General features: G+C 53.0%; 16 protein-coding genes. All 16 read left to right on the forward strand.

The genetic code is table 11. From position 1 onward, the window contains the following. The first annotated feature begins 125 nt into the window (after positions 1-125). The 16 genes from D3P07_RS14385 to D3P07_RS14460 all read left to right on the forward strand — a co-directional run bounded on the left by D3P07_RS14385 (position 126) and on the right by D3P07_RS14460 (position 17271). Positions 126-545: a c-type cytochrome gene (locus D3P07_RS14385; protein ID WP_310732555.1), complete on the forward strand. Its 420-nt coding sequence runs from the start codon at positions 126-128 to the stop codon at positions 543-545. 172 nt (positions 546-717) lie between these two features. Further along, a complete protein-coding gene (locus D3P07_RS14390) occupies positions 718-2577 on the forward strand; it encodes an IucA/IucC family protein (RefSeq protein WP_119800930.1) in 1860 nt (619 codons plus the stop codon). Positions 2578-2595: 18 nt separating this feature from the next. Further along, on the forward strand, positions 2596-4437 hold the full coding sequence (locus D3P07_RS14395; RefSeq protein WP_119800931.1) for an IucA/IucC family protein: 1842 nt from the start codon (positions 2596-2598) through the stop codon (positions 4435-4437). Then, complete coding sequence (locus tag D3P07_RS14400) at positions 4425-5675, forward strand: AMP-binding protein (protein ID WP_119800932.1); 1251 nt, start codon at positions 4425-4427, stop codon at positions 5673-5675. Before D3P07_RS14395 ends, D3P07_RS14400 begins: the two co-directional genes overlap by 13 nt. A gap of 8 nt (positions 5676-5683) precedes the next feature. Beyond that, positions 5684-5995, forward strand: coding sequence for a phosphopantetheine-binding protein (locus D3P07_RS14405; protein WP_119801206.1), 312 nt, complete (start codon positions 5684-5686; stop codon positions 5993-5995). Then, complete coding sequence (locus tag D3P07_RS14410) at positions 5989-6960, forward strand: DUF6005 family protein (RefSeq protein WP_119800933.1); 972 nt, start codon at positions 5989-5991, stop codon at positions 6958-6960. The genes D3P07_RS14405 and D3P07_RS14410 overlap by 7 nt, the downstream gene beginning before the upstream one ends. Then, the gene (locus D3P07_RS14415) at positions 6957-7796 is read left to right on the forward strand and encodes a sugar phosphate isomerase/epimerase family protein (protein WP_119800934.1); all 840 of its coding nucleotides are present in this window, start codon (positions 6957-6959) and stop codon (positions 7794-7796) included. Before D3P07_RS14410 ends, D3P07_RS14415 begins: the two co-directional genes overlap by 4 nt. Positions 7797-8231: 435 nt before the next feature. Beyond that, positions 8232-10094 carry an assimilatory sulfite reductase (NADPH) flavoprotein subunit gene (locus tag D3P07_RS14420; protein ID WP_119800935.1) on the forward strand — a complete coding sequence of 621 codons (1863 nt, stop codon included), beginning with the start codon at positions 8232-8234 and terminating at the stop codon, positions 10092-10094. A gap of 60 nt (positions 10095-10154) precedes the next feature. Beyond that, complete coding sequence (gene cysI / locus D3P07_RS14425; RefSeq protein ID WP_119800936.1) at positions 10155-11894, forward strand: assimilatory sulfite reductase (NADPH) hemoprotein subunit; 1740 nt, start codon at positions 10155-10157, stop codon at positions 11892-11894. 141 nt (positions 11895-12035) lie between these two features. After that, a complete protein-coding gene (locus tag D3P07_RS14430) occupies positions 12036-12593 on the forward strand; it encodes a GNAT family N-acetyltransferase (protein ID WP_119800937.1) in 558 nt (185 codons plus the stop codon). 175 nt (positions 12594-12768) lie between these two features. Then, entirely contained in the window at positions 12769-13455 is a 687-nt protein-coding gene (locus D3P07_RS14435; protein ID WP_119800938.1) for a DsbA family protein, read from the forward strand. Positions 13456-13465: 10 nt separating this feature from the next. After that, positions 13466-13876: a disulfide oxidoreductase gene (locus tag D3P07_RS14440; protein WP_119800939.1), complete on the forward strand. Its 411-nt coding sequence runs from the start codon at positions 13466-13468 to the stop codon at positions 13874-13876. A gap of 16 nt (positions 13877-13892) precedes the next feature. After that, complete coding sequence (locus D3P07_RS14445; protein WP_119800940.1) at positions 13893-14609, forward strand: response regulator transcription factor; 717 nt, start codon at positions 13893-13895, stop codon at positions 14607-14609. After that, the gene (locus tag D3P07_RS14450; RefSeq protein ID WP_119800941.1) at positions 14610-15581 is read left to right on the forward strand and encodes a sensor histidine kinase; all 972 of its coding nucleotides are present in this window, start codon (positions 14610-14612) and stop codon (positions 15579-15581) included. It begins immediately after the preceding gene. Positions 15582-15659: 78 nt separating this feature from the next. Beyond that, the gene (locus D3P07_RS14455; protein ID WP_119800942.1) at positions 15660-16592 is read left to right on the forward strand and encodes an ATP-binding cassette domain-containing protein; all 933 of its coding nucleotides are present in this window, start codon (positions 15660-15662) and stop codon (positions 16590-16592) included. After that, positions 16576-17271: an ABC transporter permease gene (locus tag D3P07_RS14460; protein ID WP_119800943.1), complete on the forward strand. Its 696-nt coding sequence runs from the start codon at positions 16576-16578 to the stop codon at positions 17269-17271. The genes D3P07_RS14455 and D3P07_RS14460 overlap by 17 nt, the downstream gene beginning before the upstream one ends. Positions 17272-17365: the final 94 nt, after the last annotated feature.

Consider the following 17365-nt stretch of genomic DNA (forward strand, 5'->3'; position numbering starts at 1 on the left):
ATGCGTATGGGAAAGGAACGAATCCACTCTCGTGGTTTGTGTTTGGAAAGGGCGTAAAGAATGTGAATAGGAAGCTGGTTATAGGGAAATGTAATAACAGATTTACCAATCAAGGAGGCTATTTCATGATGCGCAATATGAAGTGGTTGTTGCTGGTTACGGTTGTTATTCTTGTTATTGCCCTGTCAGCCTGCGGTGGCGGGAACAATAATAACGGCACGAATGGCGGGACCGACAATGGAACAAACAATGGAACTAACAATGGAACTAACAATGGGGCAACGAATGGCGGCAATAATGCAGGAGGGGGGGCTGTCGATGCGGCAGCGGCTGAAGCCATCTATAAGCAGAATTGCATTGGCTGTCACGCGGTTGATTTGTCAGGAGGCGTAGGACCGAACCTGCAGAAGGTAGGAGCCAATCTGTCCGTCGACGAAATCAAAGCCACGATTACGAACGGCCGAGGCGGCATGCCTGCATACAAAGATCAGCTTAGCAGCGCCGATATCGATTCCCTATCGAATTGGCTTGCATCGATGAAATAATCAAGGCTAGGCAATCAAAAGCTTTCGCTCCTCATGGCGCGGAAGCTTTTTTGCTGTGCTTAAGTGAATGAAATATCCATAACTTTTGGAAATTTTGTCTATGTATCCCTTGGGGAAGAACCTTTATAATATTGATACTGATAATCATTATTAATTAGGAAGAAGGAGAGCTATGGTTAATCCGAAGCAAGTTGCCGAGAGAGCCGCCGTCACCAGCTTCCTGAATTGTTATTTAAGAGAAACGGGAGACGGCGAATGGCTTGAATGCAAGGGCAGCGAAGGCGAGCGCAGCGTCTTGCGGCTTCCGCTTGCCTCCGGGCAGCTTGCCATCCTTGCAACAGCGCATTATAAATCTCCGACTGGAAGGCATCAATTCCAGCTGCCCATATGCTTGCAGAGCGGTGCTGCCGAGCCTTGGCCGATCGGCTTCGCGACGGCTTTGGGGCTGCTTGCCGATGAGCTGGGCTCGAAGCATGAAGGCGCTGAGACGAAGGAGCTGCTGCTGCGCGCGCTCCAGAGCTGCAGCTTGCTTGAGACTTTCTTGTCAGCCAGACATGACGATGCCCCCGAGTTATACAGTCCTTCGCTTACATTCCTGCAGTCCGAACAATCCCTTCTATTCGGCCATGTATTCCATCCGACGCCCAAGAGCAGGCAAGGCTTTCCGGAATGGAGACAGCATCTTTATTCACCAGAGTCGAAAGGCAGCTTCCAGCTGCATTATTTTGCCGCCCATCGAAGCCTTGTCCAAGAAGGCACCGTATGGCGGGAGAGCGCTGCCGAGATTATGAAGCGCGAGCTACTGGCGTCGTTCAATCCAGGCGAGAGGTTGTCCGCTGCTGCCGCAGATGTCATCCATGATCCGTCATATGTATGGATCCCCGTCCATCCTGTACAGGGAGAAGAACTGCTGCAGGATGCTCTTATCCAGAGCTGGATGAGAGAAGGGAAGCTGGAGTACATAGGAGCTCTTGGAGGGACGTATTATCCGACCTCCTCCATTCGCACGGTCTGTGATCCCCAATCGGATTATATGTATAAGCTGTCGCTGCGCGCCAAAATTACGAACTCGATGAGAGTGAATAAGAGACATGAGCTGTACGGAGCGATTGAGGCTGCTCGGCTGGCTAACGGTCTTGAGCCTTGGCTCCGAGAGAACTGCCCTGGATTTCATATCATAAAGGACGGGGCGTATATCACCCTTAGCGATTCCGGCACAGGAGAGAGCGGGTTCGAACTCCTTATTCGGGAGAACCCATTTGCCCGGAACGCGGGAGAACGTGTTTTTTTGGCGGCCGCCTTTACACAAGAAGCGTTCTCTTCGAATGGCTCGCGACCGTTGCTTGAGAATGTAGTCCGGGAACTGGCTAAGCGGGAGGGATGTTCGGCAGCCCAAGCCGGGCTGGCCTGGTTCCGGGCTTACTTGGCGATTTCGCTAAGGCCTATGATCATGATGTATGCAAGATATGGCATCGCGCTTGAGGCGCATTTGCAGAATAGTGTCGTGAAGCTCGGCGAGAGCGGATATCCGGAGCAATTCTATTATCGGGATAGCCAAGGCTACTATTACGCCAGGTCGAGAGTAAACGAACTTGAGGAGCTGGTTCCCGGCATTGGGTCGGGACCGAACGTATACGCCGATGAACTGGCGGAGGAGCGATTCGGCTATTATTTGATCGTTAATCATGTACTGGGGTTGATTCAATCGTTCGGCGTGTTTGGCGTGCTGGATGAGAGAGTGCTTCTTATGGAGCTTCGCGACGAATTGGAGTCCATAGCTGCGGTCCCCGGGGCGCATAGCGGCCTTGTTCGCGACTGGCTGACGCGCCGTACATTCCGGTTCAAGGCGAATTTGCTCACGCGGTTATTCGACGTGGATGAACTGGAGACTGAATGGGAGCAGGCGGTCTATGCCGAGATGGATAACCCGCTATGCGCCGCGCTTCCCTATCAAGAGGCGATTCGCAAGGCAAGACTCGTTTCGGCGATGTGGAGAAAGGAGAGGAAGGCTCAGCAATCCAGACAAGCGTAACAGGAATGGAGAGGTGAAATGAAGCTGCAGGTCCCAACCGGGAAGATTGAAATGAATGTGAAGGCTCGCAGGCAAGTTTTTCGCAGGCTGGTGGAGGCTTTAATTTTTGAGGGCGTGCTGGAAGCTAGCAGCATCGCGCTATATAAGGAGAACGAGAGCAAGGTTGACTCATACGTGATTGAAGGGAGAGACTGGGCCGGCAATCGCGTGATGTATTCCTTCGAAGGCTGGCGAGCGTATTCATTCGGCATGATTCGGATGGGCGATAGCCCGATGTTCAGGAATTGCTTCAAAGCGAGCGGTCCGGAAAGCGGAGAAGCAGATAGTGTAGCGCTGTTTCTGGAGGAGACTGTTGCGGTGAATCGTCCGTCCTTGACCGTGCTGTCTTCCTTTATGGTTGAGCTGGAGGAGACGATACGCAAGCAAGCTCAGTGGATGCAAGAACGGGTGTTACACCAAGAAGGCGAGAGAAAGCTGCTTGGCCGTTCGCTTGCAGAGCTGGAGTCCATCTCGACGGAAGGGCATCCCTATCATCCTTGCTATAAATCAAGAATAGGCTTTACCCCTGAGCATAATCGGTCCTATGGCCCCGAATATCAGCCGGATGTCCGTTTGGATTGGCTTGCGGCTGCCTATGAGGAGGTTATCTGGAATGCCGGGGATGAGGGCGACTGGCGGTATGTTATAGAAAGCGAGCTTGCGACAGAGGATCGCAGCCGCTTTTGTGAACAGTTGGCTAGCCTTGGCTTGTCTGCAGATGACTATGCTTTTCTTCCAGTGCATCCTTGGCAGTGGGGCTATCTGCAAGAGAAGCATCCGGATTTGCTTGCGAATTGCCGGATTGTGCCGCTTGGGCATGGCTCAGAGTTCTATCGCCCGCAGCAATCGATTCGAACGCTGTCCTGCGCAAGCGGGGCATCACGAGGAGATGTGAAGCTGTCGCTTGGCATCGTCAATACGTCTTCGATGCGTCACTTGACGGTACATTCTACCGTAGCTGCGCCCGCTGTATCGGCTTGGCTCCAGAAGATCGCGGATTCCGATCCTTATTTGCAGGAGTCGGGGCTGATTCTGCTGCATGAATATGCGGGTATTACCTTGTCTGCGGCGAATGGGGCGATCGGGGCGATCTGGCGGGAGAATGTCGAGAAATATTTGCAGCCGGGAGAAGAAGCGGTGCCGTTCTTCACGCTGGCAGCGACAGAAGTGGACGGTACAGCCTTTATTGCCCCATGGATTGCTTGGTACGGCATGGAGAGTTGGTTCCGCCAACTGCTGCGCCGAAGTGTGATCCCGGTTGTCCATTTGCTTGTCGCTCATGGCATCGTGATGGAATCCCATGGACAGAACATGGTGCTAGTGCATCGCAATGGCATGCCGGAGCGTGTGGCGCTGCGAGACTTCCATGAGGGAGTCGAATATTACGGGCCATTCCTGACATCGCCGGAGCTGGTGCCTGACTTCGCCCGTTTGCATTCGGCGTATGCCGAAGGGGAGCCAGGAGATTATTTTGAGATGGGCAGCCTGCAGGATCTAAGTGAGATGCTGATGGATGCGTTATGGTTCATGAATATAGGTACGATTATTACATTTGCGGCAAGCCGGTTCCCGATTGGGGAGCGGGAGTTATGGGCTATCGTCGCTGAGGAGCTTGATTCCTATCGGGCATCATTCCCAGCCTTACAGGAGCGATTCGATTTGCTTAGGATCTTTGCGCCCGAATATGTGATCGAACCGCTGGTTCAGCGCAGAATGTTCGGCGGTACCAAGATTGCGCCACGTCCTGCGCCTAACCCTTTATCACTAGTCCGCCAGCCGGACGATCAAACTCAAAGGGAGAATTCATCATGTTCGCAGTAAATCAGGAACGGATCAGCCGCTCTGCATACAAGCAATTATTTGACCGTTATGCACAATTGGAGGTCTTCCGCCACGGGATAGGCGAAACACGCTGTTATGCGTTATGTTCTGCCGACCCGCTATTCGCCTTGACTATGATTCTATTCCTGCGTGAGAGCGGTCTGTCAGTCCTGCCGCTGCACGGGGATACGCCGATAGAGACGGCATCACGACTGGCGGAGCGGGCTGGGTGCACCGGGTTGTTCTATGGGGCGGCGGAGCAGTATTATCCTTCGGATGCACCGGCTGTCCGTACGAATGAACCGCCATCGATCTATCAATTCAGCTCTGGCACAACGGGTGAACCGAAGCTGATCCGGCGGTCATGGGAAGAGATAAACGTGGAAATTGCTGCTTATAATGAACGGCTTGCGGCTCATGCGTTCGCGGAGGATACGCCAGTTGTGCTCGCTTCGGTTACGCATGCATATGGCTTGATCTCCGGCGTATTATCCGCTCTGGAGCGGGGAGTAGAGCCGATTGTCATGAGTGGCAAGGGTCCGAAAGCGATCGCGCAATGCTTGAAGGTGAACCCGAAGCATTTGCTTTATGGAGTGCCGGCGCTGTTGCAGGGGCTTGGTCCATTGTTTGAGCACGGAGGTGTCAAGCTGCGCAGCGTTATGAGCTCAGGCGCGCCTTTGTCGCCAATCCTGTATGAGCAATATAACAAAGCATCCGCCTTGCTGCTGCAGCAATACGGCTGTACGGAAGCAGGATGCGCGAGCCTTGTTGTCGGTATGAAATCTTATGACGATCTGGGCACTCCGCTGGGGCATCTGACCATTCAAGCGGCGGCTGAGCCGTCGGAGTTGATCATCTCTGTAGGCGGAAAGACTATTCCGACAGGAGATTTGGGCTGTTCGTTTGGCGGGGGAAACATCCGATTTCTAGGCAGAATCGATGATTTGATCAATGTATCGGGGCTGAAGGTGACGCCCGCTGAGGTTGAAGAAGTGATTTGCAGACTGGAAGGCGTTATCGAAGCGGTCGTCTACCGGGGCATCCATCCTATCAACGGAGAGACGGTTCGGGCCCAAGTGGTTGCAGCGGATGCTGTGACGGCAGGGGATGTGCGGGAGTGGTGCTTAAGATATTTGCCGCCATACAAGGCGCCTTCGGAAGTACGGATGACCGCAAGCATTCAGAAAATGCCATCAGGCAAGATAAGCCGCAAGCTGCTGGAGCAGGAAGGAGTTTGACCAAAATGATGAAGCGTACACGGGAAGCTTTGAAGTGCGAGCTGCAAGGGCTCATACGCCATAAGTTTAAAATAAAAGTCGATGAGCTGCATGACGGACTAAGGTTGAATGAAGATTTGGCTGTCGATTCCATTATGATTGTGCAATTAATCGTATTTCTTGAGGTGGAGCTTAAGCTGCAAGTGCCGGATGATCAGGTTGATCCCAGAACGTTCGCTACAGTTGGTTCATTGCTTGATTTCATGCAAAGTCTGGAGCCTTATCCGGAGGAAGCGCCTGATGGAGCGCAGCCTGTAGAGATGGTGAACCGCGCATGGTGATCAAAGAAGAAGTCAGCATTAAGGTTCATTGTATCGTCAGCTGTCTGTGCGAGGTGATTCGCGAGCGAAGCGATTATGATTACCGCCCGTTCTACATAGGCTTATGGGATGCGCCATTCGATGTCACAGAAGATGGGCAAATCACGTATTATCAGCATGATCTGGACCACAGCCATTACTTCCAATGGTATGAAAAGCTGTTCGGAGCCCCTGTCCATGAATGGTACGATGCGGCATTGTCGATAGAAGCTAACTTGGAGCGAATGCTGGATTTGATCGAGCACAGTCCGCCCGATCGTTACATCATGGCTCAGATTGACTTGTCCCTTATGCCGGAGCGCGAAAACAAATTTCATCAGAAGCCGTTCCCGCATTTCCTCATACTGGCCAAGACGGAATGCGAGGACGAGTGGCAAATGATCGACGCCGACTTCAGGTGGCAGGGCATTGTGCAGAAGGACAGAGTCATTCAGGCGTTTCTGGAAAATCCGTTCGGAGGGGGATTCTACGTTGATTCGGATCGGGTAATGGAGCCGACGCGAGAGGCTGTTGCTGCTTACTTCAAGGAGGTATTCCATTGGGAGAACGAGCTGACGGATACGCTGCGGAATCGACTAGCGGCTATCGGCAGAGGCGATACCGGATTTACCGTGGATATGGTAGAGAAGGCGGTCAAGCAATTGCCCGTGCTGGCGATACGCAAGTACAGCTACGAGCATGCGCTGATGTACTTTATTGAAGAAACAGGTTCCAGCGACGAGATGTTCGAAGCTTATACGGATAAGGTGGAGCTGCTTGTACGCGGCTTCCATAATATTCAGTATCAAGGCATGAAGTTTGCGATGATCGGGAATGGCAGCCAACTGCCGGCTATTTTGAGAAAGCTTGAAGAGATGGATAAGGTAGAGAAGGAAATCAAGCGCGAGCTGTACCGGCTGTACGGTCTGTGGGAGGCGATGCCATGAAGTATTCCTTCTGTACGATCTCCTTCCGGCACCAGCTGATCTCCTTCGCCGAGCTTCTCCGGTTTATGAGGGAGAAGCAATTCGAAGGCATCGAGATATGGGGCGTACATGCGATGGGTCTGTATGAGCATGAACGCAAGGAGACGCAGGAGCTGCTGCGCGGGATGGCGGAGGACGATCTGGCTGTGTCGATGCTTAGCGATTATTTGGACATCGAGGAGGAGAGCTTTGCCCGGTCGGAGCAAAAGTGCGAGCAGCTGATCCGGCTGGCGCATTGGCTTGGCACACCGCGACTGCGGACGTTTGCCGGGAACAAGGCGAGCAGCCTTGTGACGATTGGGGAGCGGGATGTGTACACGGAGCGGCTAAGAAAGCTGTGCCACATGTGCGGGGAAGAGGGCGTGCAGTTGATCGTCGAGACGCATCCCGGCACGTTGGCCGACGATCTGGATTCCACGCTGACGCTGCTGTCGGATATCGGCCAGGACTCGCTTCGACTGAACTTCGATGTGCTCCATGTATGGGAATATGGCGGAGACCTGCTGCACATGCTGCATGTACTGGAGCCGTGGATCGATCACTTCCACTTTAAGAACATCGCATCGCCAAGCCAGGTTGGCTTGTTCAACCCTGGGAACATCTATTCCGCTTCCGGCGATCGCGAAGGCATGGTGCCGCTGCATCAGGGCTTCCTCGACTACAGGAAGCTGCTGGAGGAAGCCTCCCATCTCGACTGCTACGCTTCGCTGGAATGGTTCGGCCCCTCCCCGCTAAGTGCGCTCGCCGAGGATATCGACTGGCTGCATAAGCAGCGGTATAGCTTGGCGCGGGGGTAATAGATTGAATATACACTGCTGCTCTAGTCATGGAGATGACTGGGGCAGCAGTTATTTTTTATTAGTGTAGGTTATCTTGTATAAATTTCTTTGATTGAAAACAAAAAAACATCAATTACAAATCGTATTCTCTGAAACTAAGCTAATATCTATTTTAAGCGAAGGGTCATGCTCCCTAAATTATATACTAGGGATGGTATCATTTCAGAATACATAATCCAATTACCAAATCCTTTCTATAAGCAAACCCCCACTTTAAATTCAAAACTTCTTATAGACAGAATGCGACGGATTTCGTTGACCATATATGTAAGTCTGTGATAGGTTTAGAGCAGAAAATAAAATCATAGTGCTATACTTGGGATTAGCCCTGAAAATGAACGAACGTGAATCATGAATTGATGATGAATGAGATTTGATGCGAGGTGGATATTGTTGCAACTGAAGGTGACGAACAGTCCGTTTACGGAGGAGCAAGCCGAACTGCTTAACAAGCTCCTGCCGACGTTGACGGAGGCGCAAACACAATGGCTCGGCGGTTTTTTGACATTTTATCGGGCGGGTGCGGCATCAGCCGAAACCGCGGCTAGCGCGCAACTCATTGCGCCAGCATTGGAGCAAGCAGTGCAAGCTGTTGCAAGCGCGCCAGCAGCTCCGCGCGAAGCAACGATTTTATTCGGTTCGCAGACGGGCAACTCGCAGCGTCTGGCTGGCAAGCTGGCGGATAAGCTGAAGGGGCAAGGCTTTGAAGTGACGTTGTCTGCCATGAGTGCCTACAAAACGAACGGTCTGAAGAAGACGGCGCATTTGTTTATCGTGGCAAGCACGCATGGGGAAGGCGATCCACCGGATAATGCACTGACATTCCACGAGTTCCTATATTCCAAGCGCGCGCCGAAGCTGGACGGATTGAAGTTCTCCGTACTGGCACTCGGCGATACATCGTATGAATTTTTCTGCAAAACGGGCATCGATTTCGATGAGCGCCTGGCCGAGCTTGGCGCAGAGCGTCTGGCTGACCGCGTAGACTGCGATCTCGACTTCGAAGCGCCTGCAGGCGAGTGGATGGCAAGCGTTATCGGCGCGCTTGACGCGGCAACGGGAACAGGAACTGCTGCAGCTACAGCTGGCGCTCCATCCGCATCCGCTGCGGCAGCACCGGCAGAATCCGAGTATTCGCGTTCCAATCCGTTCAAGGCCGAAGTGCTGACGACCATTAACCTGAATGGCCGCGGCTCTGACCGCGAGACACGCCATCTGGAGCTGTCGCTGGAAGGTTCTGACCTCTCTTATGAGCCGGGCGATTGCGTAGGCATCTATCCGGAGAATGATCCGGCTCTTGTCGATGCGATTATTGCAGCGATGAACTGGTCACCTTCCGAAGTTGTCGTATCAGGGAAAGACGGAGACGAAGGCACTCTTCGTTCCGCGCTCCTTCGCCAGTTCGAGATTACCGTGCTGACAAAGCCGCTGCTGGAGAAGGCTGCAGCCTTTACGGATAATGGGCAATTGGCTGAGCTGATCGCTCCCGAGAAGAAGGCTGAACTGAAGGCCTATACGAACGGACGGGACTTGCTTGATCTGCTCCAGGATTTCGGTCCTTGGAAGCTGACAGCGGCGAATCTGGTATCCATCCTTCGCAAAATGCCGCCGCGTCTCTATTCCATCGCGAGCAGCAACAAGGCGAACGAGGATGAAGTGCATCTGACGATTCGCAAAGTTGAGTACGAAGCGCATGGGCGCGCTCGCGGAGGCGTATGCTCCGTGCAAGTGTCGGAGCGTCTGGCAGAAGGCGACACGCTGCCGATCTTTATTCAGCATAATCCGAACTTCAAGCTTCCTGCCAATCCGGAGACGCCTATTATTATGGTCGGTCCGGGCACGGGTGTCGCTCCTTTCCGCGCATTCCTGGAAGAGAGAGAAGAGCTTGGATCAGAAGGCAAGACATGGCTGTTCTATGGCGACCGTCATTTCGTTACGGACTTTCTGTATCAGACCGACTGGCAGCGCATGCTGAAGGACGGCGTGCTGACGAAGCTGGATGTGGCATTCTCCCGCGATTCCAAGGAGAAGGTGTACGTACAGCACCGGATGCTGCAGCAGGCGGCAGAGCTGTACGCTTGGCTGCAAGAAGGCGCGCATGTGTATGTGTGCGGCGACGAGAAGCATATGGCGCATGATGTGCATAACGCGCTTCTGACCATTATTGAGCAGCAAGGCGGACTGGACGCCGAGGCGGCGAAAGCCTATCTGGCCGAATTGCAGGCGCAGCAGCGCTACCAACGTGACGTATATTAATCGAATCGATAGAGATAGCGCGTGCGCTTGAAGGCGCATCGGAGAAAGGAGCCTGCAGCAATGACAAAGGGACATAAAGTAGAGCCGATCGGCGGACCGCCGAGCGACGTTGAACATTTGAAGAAGGAAAGCAACTATTTGCGCGGTTCACTTGTGGAGTCGCTGCAAAACCGGATTACAGGCGGGCTTTCCGAGCTGGATAACCGCCTGCTGAAATTCCACGGCAGCTACATGCAGGATGACCGCGACGTCCGTAATGAGCGCCAAAAGCAGAAGCTGGAGCCTTCGTTCCAATTCATGCTTCGCGTCGTAACGCCGGGCGGCGTCTCGACGCCGGAGCAATGGCTCGTCATTGACGAGCTTGCCGAGAAGTACGGCAGCGGCAGCATCAAACTGACGACCAGACAAGCATTCCAGCTTCATGGCGTATTGAAGTGGAACCTGAAGGACACGATCAGAAGCATTAACGATACGCTGCTGACGACACTTGCCGCATGCGGCGACGTCAACCGCAACGTCATGTGCAACCCGAATCCGGAGCAATCTCAGGTGCATTCGGACGTCTACTACTGGGCGCAGCAGATTACGACGCATTTGGCTCCTCGCACGCCGGCTTATCATGAGATTTGGCTGGACGGCGAGAAGCTGATTGACAGCACGGAGCTGCTGAAGGTCGAAGGAGCAGATCCGGTAGAGCCCATATACGGGCCGGTTTATCTGCCGCGTAAGTTCAAGATCGGCATTGCAGTACCGCCTTCCAACGACGTAGACGTCTATTCGCAGGATTTGGGCTACATCGCCATTGTTGAGAAGGGCAAGCTTGTTGGATTCAACGTTACGGTCGGCGGCGGTATGGGCATGACGCATGGCGATACCAACACGTATCCGCAGCTTGGACGCGTGATCGGCTTTATCAGGCCGGAGCAAGTCAATGATATCGCGGAGAAGACGGTGACGATCCAGCGCGATTACGGCAACCGTTCCGTTCGGAAATACGCACGCTTCAAATATACAATCGACCGCCACGGTCTGGACTGGTTTGTAGCTGAGCTGCAAGAGCGTCTCGGCTGGGAGCTGGAGCCGGCTCGTCCGTTCCACTTCGAGAACAGCGGCGACCGCTATGGCTGGCAGAAGGACAAGAATGGCCGCTGGAATCTGACATTGTATGTCCAGAGCGGACGTATCGCCGACCAAGAGGGCTATCAGCTCAAGACGGGACTTCGTGAGATTGCGAAGATCCATACGGGCGACTTCCGTCTGACGGCGAATCAGAACCTGATGATTGCAGGCATCACGACAGCGAAAAAAGCCAAAATTATGGAGCTGCTTGGTCAACATGGCATTACAGATGGCGGCCAGCATTCCGCGATTCGGCGCAGCTCCCTATCCTGCGTAGCTTTCCCTACGTGTGGACTGGCGATGGCGGAGGCTGAGCGCTACCTGCCGACTTTGGTTGATAAGCTGGAGCCGATTCTGGAGGAGGTCGGCCTGCGTGACAACGAGATCAACATCCGTATGACCGGCTGTCCGAACGGCTGCGCGCGTCCAGCGCTTGGCGAGATTGCTTTCATCGGCAAGTCGCCGGGCAAATACAATATGTACATGGGCGCCGGCTTCTCAGGTGACCGGCTTAGCAAGCTGTACCGCGAGAATGTGGATGAGAATGAAATTCTCGATACGCTGAAGCCGATTCTTCATCGCTATGCGGCGGAGCGCGATCATAACGAACATTTCGGCGATTTCGTCATTCGTACGGGTTATGTGAAGCCTGTTCTCTCCGGTACGGATTTCCACAGCTAGTGAAATAAATGCGCAGCATCAGCACAGGACGGGAGTAAATCTCTCTCCTGTGCTTTTTTGTCTGCCATTCTATAGTCGGATGCAGGGAGCCATGATATAACTGAAAGTAGACATACATGATGCTGTAGAGGAGCTAACAGGTTGAACGGATTTCATTCCCGTTCGGAGACAGAACGGCTAGTTATACGGCCACTGGCCAAAGAGGATTACAGCAATTGGCTTCATGCGTTTGAAGCGCGCCATCCTTCCAAATCCAAGTATGACCAAGGGAAGCGGGATATGAGCGAGTGTACAGAAGAATGGTTCTATCGTCTGGTCGATAGGCATCAGGAGCTGGCGCTGGATGACAAAGCGTATATCTACGGTGTATTTCGGAAGGATGACGGGGTACATATCGGGATGATCGATTTTTCGACGTTGGCACGAGACGAATTCCAATGGGGAAGAATCGGATATTCTGTCCATAATCAGCATTGGGGGAAGGGATACGGCAAGGAAGCGGTAAGCGAGGCATTGCTCCTGGCGTTCAGCGACTTGAGCTTCCATCGCATCGAGGCACATATTAACTTGGATAACGAGCCGTCCATCAGGCTGGCGGAGATTGCAGGCATGCAATTGGAATGCACCAGGAAAGCGTTCCTGTACGAGCACGGCGAGTGGACGGACCATCTGGTCTACTGCCGGAACGCACCATTCTAGGAGGGGGGAGGCAGCAGCTATCAGGCTGAATGCAGGCATGTGCATGAAGTAGCCAGCGTTTTCAAAATTGTGCGTTTTCGCACGCCTTGCTCTATAGTGGAAGAGCCCCTGATATGATATTGTTTGGTGAGATAGCAAGCCAATCTATTATGTTGAAAAAGGTGGTTTTACGAATATGTCTTCCAAAAAAAGAACCAAGCCAGGCGGATCGCGATATTTCGTGCTTTATACGGCTGTCATCATTGTTGTTGTCGTTGCGTTGTTTGTCATCAATCAGCAGTCGAAGAGCGGAGACGGGAACGAATCGATTGGCAGCGCGCCTTCGACCGTAGCACAGCCTGTGATGGGCGATGCCGCAGCCAAAGTATCCATCGTGGAGTTCGGCGATTACAAATGTCCGACATGCAAAGCATGGGGAGAGATCATCTGGCCGCAGCTGAAAGCGGATTATGTCGACACAGGCAAAGCAACATTCTCTTACATCAACGTATTGTTCCATGGCGAAGAGTCCAAGCTGGGCGCGCTTGCAAGTGAATCGATGTTGAAGCTGCACCCGGATCAATTCTGGGATTTCCACAAGAAGCTATTTGACGCACAGCCGGGCGCAGACCATGACAGCCTATGGCTGACGGAGGAGAAGGTGATGGAGACGGCCAAGGCGGTTGTACCGGATCTGGATGAAGAAGCGTTGAAAGCAACGATGGCTACGGAGGAAGCGGCGCAGCTTGTTGCGCTTGACGAAATTCTTGTGAAACAGTTTGGAGTACAAGCGACACCGACCATAATGGTCAATGATGTGAAACTCTCTAATCCTCTCGATTATGAGGCGATCAAGGCCGTTATCGAGCAGCAGCTGAAATAGGAGGTTAACCATGGAGCTGATGAGACGCAACGTCTTATATTTCGCTTGGCTGGTTGCCGTTGTGGCGACACTGGGCAGCTTGTATTTCAGTGAGATCAAAGGATTTATCCCTTGCGAGCTTTGCTGGTATCAGCGCATCTTGATGTATCCGCTTAGCTTGCTGCTGGGCATCGCCGCTTTTTATGACGAGCATTCCATTAAGAAGTATGTGCTGCCGTTGTCCATCCTGGGCATGCTGGTCTCTTCCTTCCACTACATGGAGCAGAAGATCCCGGGCTTTGCAGCTATCAAGCCTTGCACGCAAGGGGTTCCTTGCAGCGCGGAGTATATTAACGTGTTCGGATTCGTTACGATTCCGTTCCTCGCACTGATCGCATTCACGCTGATTACAGTGCTGCTGATCGTATTTAGAAGGAAGTAAGAAAGGGGCGCTCTGCATGACCGGCAGCTTGCTGCTCATCGAGGACGATCCGTCTATTAGCGAGATGGTCGTCGACTATCTATCCAAAGAAGGCTACCACGTGACGACCGTCAATGATGGCGGCAACGCGCTGCGGGCGTTCGACGGAGGAAGCTACGATCTGGTGCTGCTGGATTTGATGCTGCCGAATGTGAACGGGCTTGATCTGCTGCAGCGTATCCGCGAGCGAAGCAAAGTGCCGATTCTGATCATCTCCGCGAAGGATGGCGAAGTGGACAAGGCACTTGGCCTTCGGTTCGGGGCAGACGATTATATTGCGAAGCCATTTTCCCTGCTGGAGCTGGCAGCAAGAGTGAGCGCGTCGATTCGCAGAGCGACGCAATATGTGACGGCGCCCGATCCCGTCCCGGCTGCTGAAGAGGCAGATCAGGCGCTGCTGGTGTTCGGTGATCTGTGTATCGACCCGGACAACTTTACCGTGACGAAGCGGGGCGAGGATGTGAAGCTGACAGCCAAGGAATTTCAGATTTTGAAGCTGTTCGTCCAGCATCCGACACGGGTCTATACGAAGGCGCTGCTTTATCAGCTGGTCTGGAATGATGACTATTACGGCGACGAGAACGTGATTAACGTCCACATGAGGCGGCTGCGGGAGAAGATTGAAGACGATCCTTCGACCCCTCGTTACATCCGTACGCTGTGGGGAATCGGATACCGATTGGGGGAAGCCTAGATGCTGTGGCTGGCGCTTGGCCTTGCGCTTGTATTCGCCATCTTGTATATTCGTGAGCGTTCCAGAAACCGGGAAACCCGGAATCATCTCCGTTATATCCAGTCGAAGCTGGACGAGATTGCCGCTCGTCCGGCTTCTTCTGTCGAACGAGTGCAGGTTATGACGGAGCTGAACGAGCTGCGGGGGCTGCTGCGCGCCATCAACGATTTGCTGGATCGCGCACGCCAATCTGCCTACGATTATGCGATGACGGAGCAAGCGATGCGCCGCATGCTGTCTAATGTATCGCATGACTTGAAGACACCGCTTACGGTCGTTCTTGGTTATGCCGAGATGCTTAATCGAAGCCCGAATCTGGAGCCGGAGGAGCGGCGGCGCCTGCTCGGCCAGATCTACAGAAAGACGCAGGAAGTGCTTGCGCTTATGAATGCGTTTTTCGATCTGGCTAAGCTCGAGGCGAATGATTCTGAGATGGAAATGGCGGTGTTGGATATCGGGGAGCTGGCCCGCCACCGTATCTTGGCTTATTACGACCTGCTCGCTTCCGAGGGCTACGAAGTCGATATAGATATTAGGGAAGAGCCGCTTCAGGTTTATGCCAATGAAGAGGCTCTGAGGCGTATTCTGGACAATCTGCTCTCGAATGCTGTCCGGTATGGAGCGATCGGCAAATATTTGGGGCTGTCCATCAAACGGCAGGATGGACAGATCGTCATTGAGGTTGCGGATCGGGGCCCCGGCATACCTCCGCGCGAGCAGAAACGAATATTCGAGCGGCTATATACACTGGAGGATTCGCGGAATAAGAACGTACAGGGGAGCGGTCTTGGCCTTACGATTACGAAGCGCTTGATTGAACGGATCGGCGGCAGCATAGCGGTTCAGAGCGTGCCGGATGTCCGTACTAGCTTCACCGTGTCGTTAAGGGCTGCGGAATCCCCAGCGGCAGCAAAAGCGGGAAGTAAGAAATAAGTAAGATTTCAGACAGAAAAAAGTGAGAGTCCCGCGATAAGATAAGCTTATAACGAATTCAAGCGGGAGAGTGAACACATGGCGGAATTAATCCGAACGAGGCTGCTAAGCAAAACATACGGCATGGCAGACGTCGTTACAAATGTCAGTATGAAAGTTCGCAGCGGAGAAATCTACGGTTTCCTTGGGCCGAATGGAGCAGGGAAATCTACGCTAATGAAGATGCTGCTGAATCTGGTCAAGCCAACGGGAGGCGAGATTGAGCTGTTCGGCGAGCGGCTGCTGCCAGGCACAATCGAGCCGCTCAAGCGGATCGGCCATATGATTGAGGCGCCGGTATTTTATGAGAAGCTGACCGCGGAGCAGAATCTTGAGCTGCACTGCGAATATATGGGCTATCACCGCCCAGGAGCCATCAAGGAAGCTCTGGAGCTGGTTCAACTGCGCGGCATCGAAGACAAGCCGGTCAAGCAATTTTCCCTTGGCATGAGACAGAGGCTCGGCATTGCCAGAGCGATCTGTACCCGCCCCGAGCTGCTGCTGCTTGACGAGCCGATCAACGGCCTGGACCCGGAAGGCATCCAGGAGACGAGATCGCTGTTCAGAAGGCTATGCGATGAATATGGCATGACGCTCTTGATTTCAAGCCATATGCTCGCGGAAATTGAGCAAATTGCAGATACGATCGGCGTATTGGATCGCGGACGTCTGCTGCAGGAAGTATCCATGGAGAGTATCCGTAAATCCAAAACGGATTACGTGGAAATTTCGACATCGGATGTGAAGCTATGCGCATATGTGCTGGATGATCGTCTTGGCATTCGCAATTACAAGATTGTAGGCAATACGGCGGTACGCATCTACGAGATGTCGACCACGCAGGAGGAGCTGTTCAAGGGACTGATCTTGAACGACGTTCCAGTGACCGCCATCAATAGGCGCCATCACTCGCTGGAAGAATATTTCCTGGAATTGACACGGGGAGGTGGCGGCCATGATGCAATTAATTAAGCTGGAGTTTAAGAAAGGCAGAATGACGGGGTATCTCTGGGGATCGCTTATTACGTATGGTGTGATTCTCGGGTTCCTGCTCCTCATCTATATGGTAGAGGGTCCTACACAAGAAGAGCCTATCTTCCAAAGCAATGCGGATATGCTTAGCCTGATTGACACGCTTATACGTGCTACGTTTATTATTTATGCCTCGGTTCTGTTGTCCAAGCTCGTGATCGGAGAATTCCAGAACAAGACGATGGCGCTTCTATTCGCCTATCCGGTGAGCCGCAAGAAGCTGCTGACGGCTAAGCTGTCGATGGTATTTGTATGGACCTTGGCTAATGTTATCATTGCGAATTTTGTTATTGGCACGATATTTCTGACTATCAATGCTAATTTGGCTTATGTGCCGGATACGATTACATCAGAGCTGTTGATCAATCATGGGACTTCAATTATAACCAATGCGATAGCAGCAGCGGGCATGAGCTTGCTTCCATTGACAATCGGGATGAGGAAGAAGTCCGTTCCGTCCACGATCGTGACAGCCGTGCTGCTTGTTATGCTTGTATGCTCCAACAATATGGGCTTCAGCCTCGGCACGATCATTGCAATTCCGCTGTCGCTGGGGGCGCTGGGCATCCTGCTAACGCTTCTTAGCATCCGGAATATCGATCGGGTGGATGTCGCTTAGGAGGAACGGTATCCTTCGTCATGGCCGATGGGCTGCGGCGTTAGAAAGGCGATCTCTTATGAGATCGTCTTTTATTATGCCTTCTGACTGTTGC

The sequence above is a fragment of the Paenibacillus sp. 1011MAR3C5 genome (genome assembly GCF_003591485.1).
In the GTDB taxonomy this organism is placed as follows: domain Bacteria; phylum Bacillota; class Bacilli; order Paenibacillales; family Paenibacillaceae; genus Pristimantibacillus.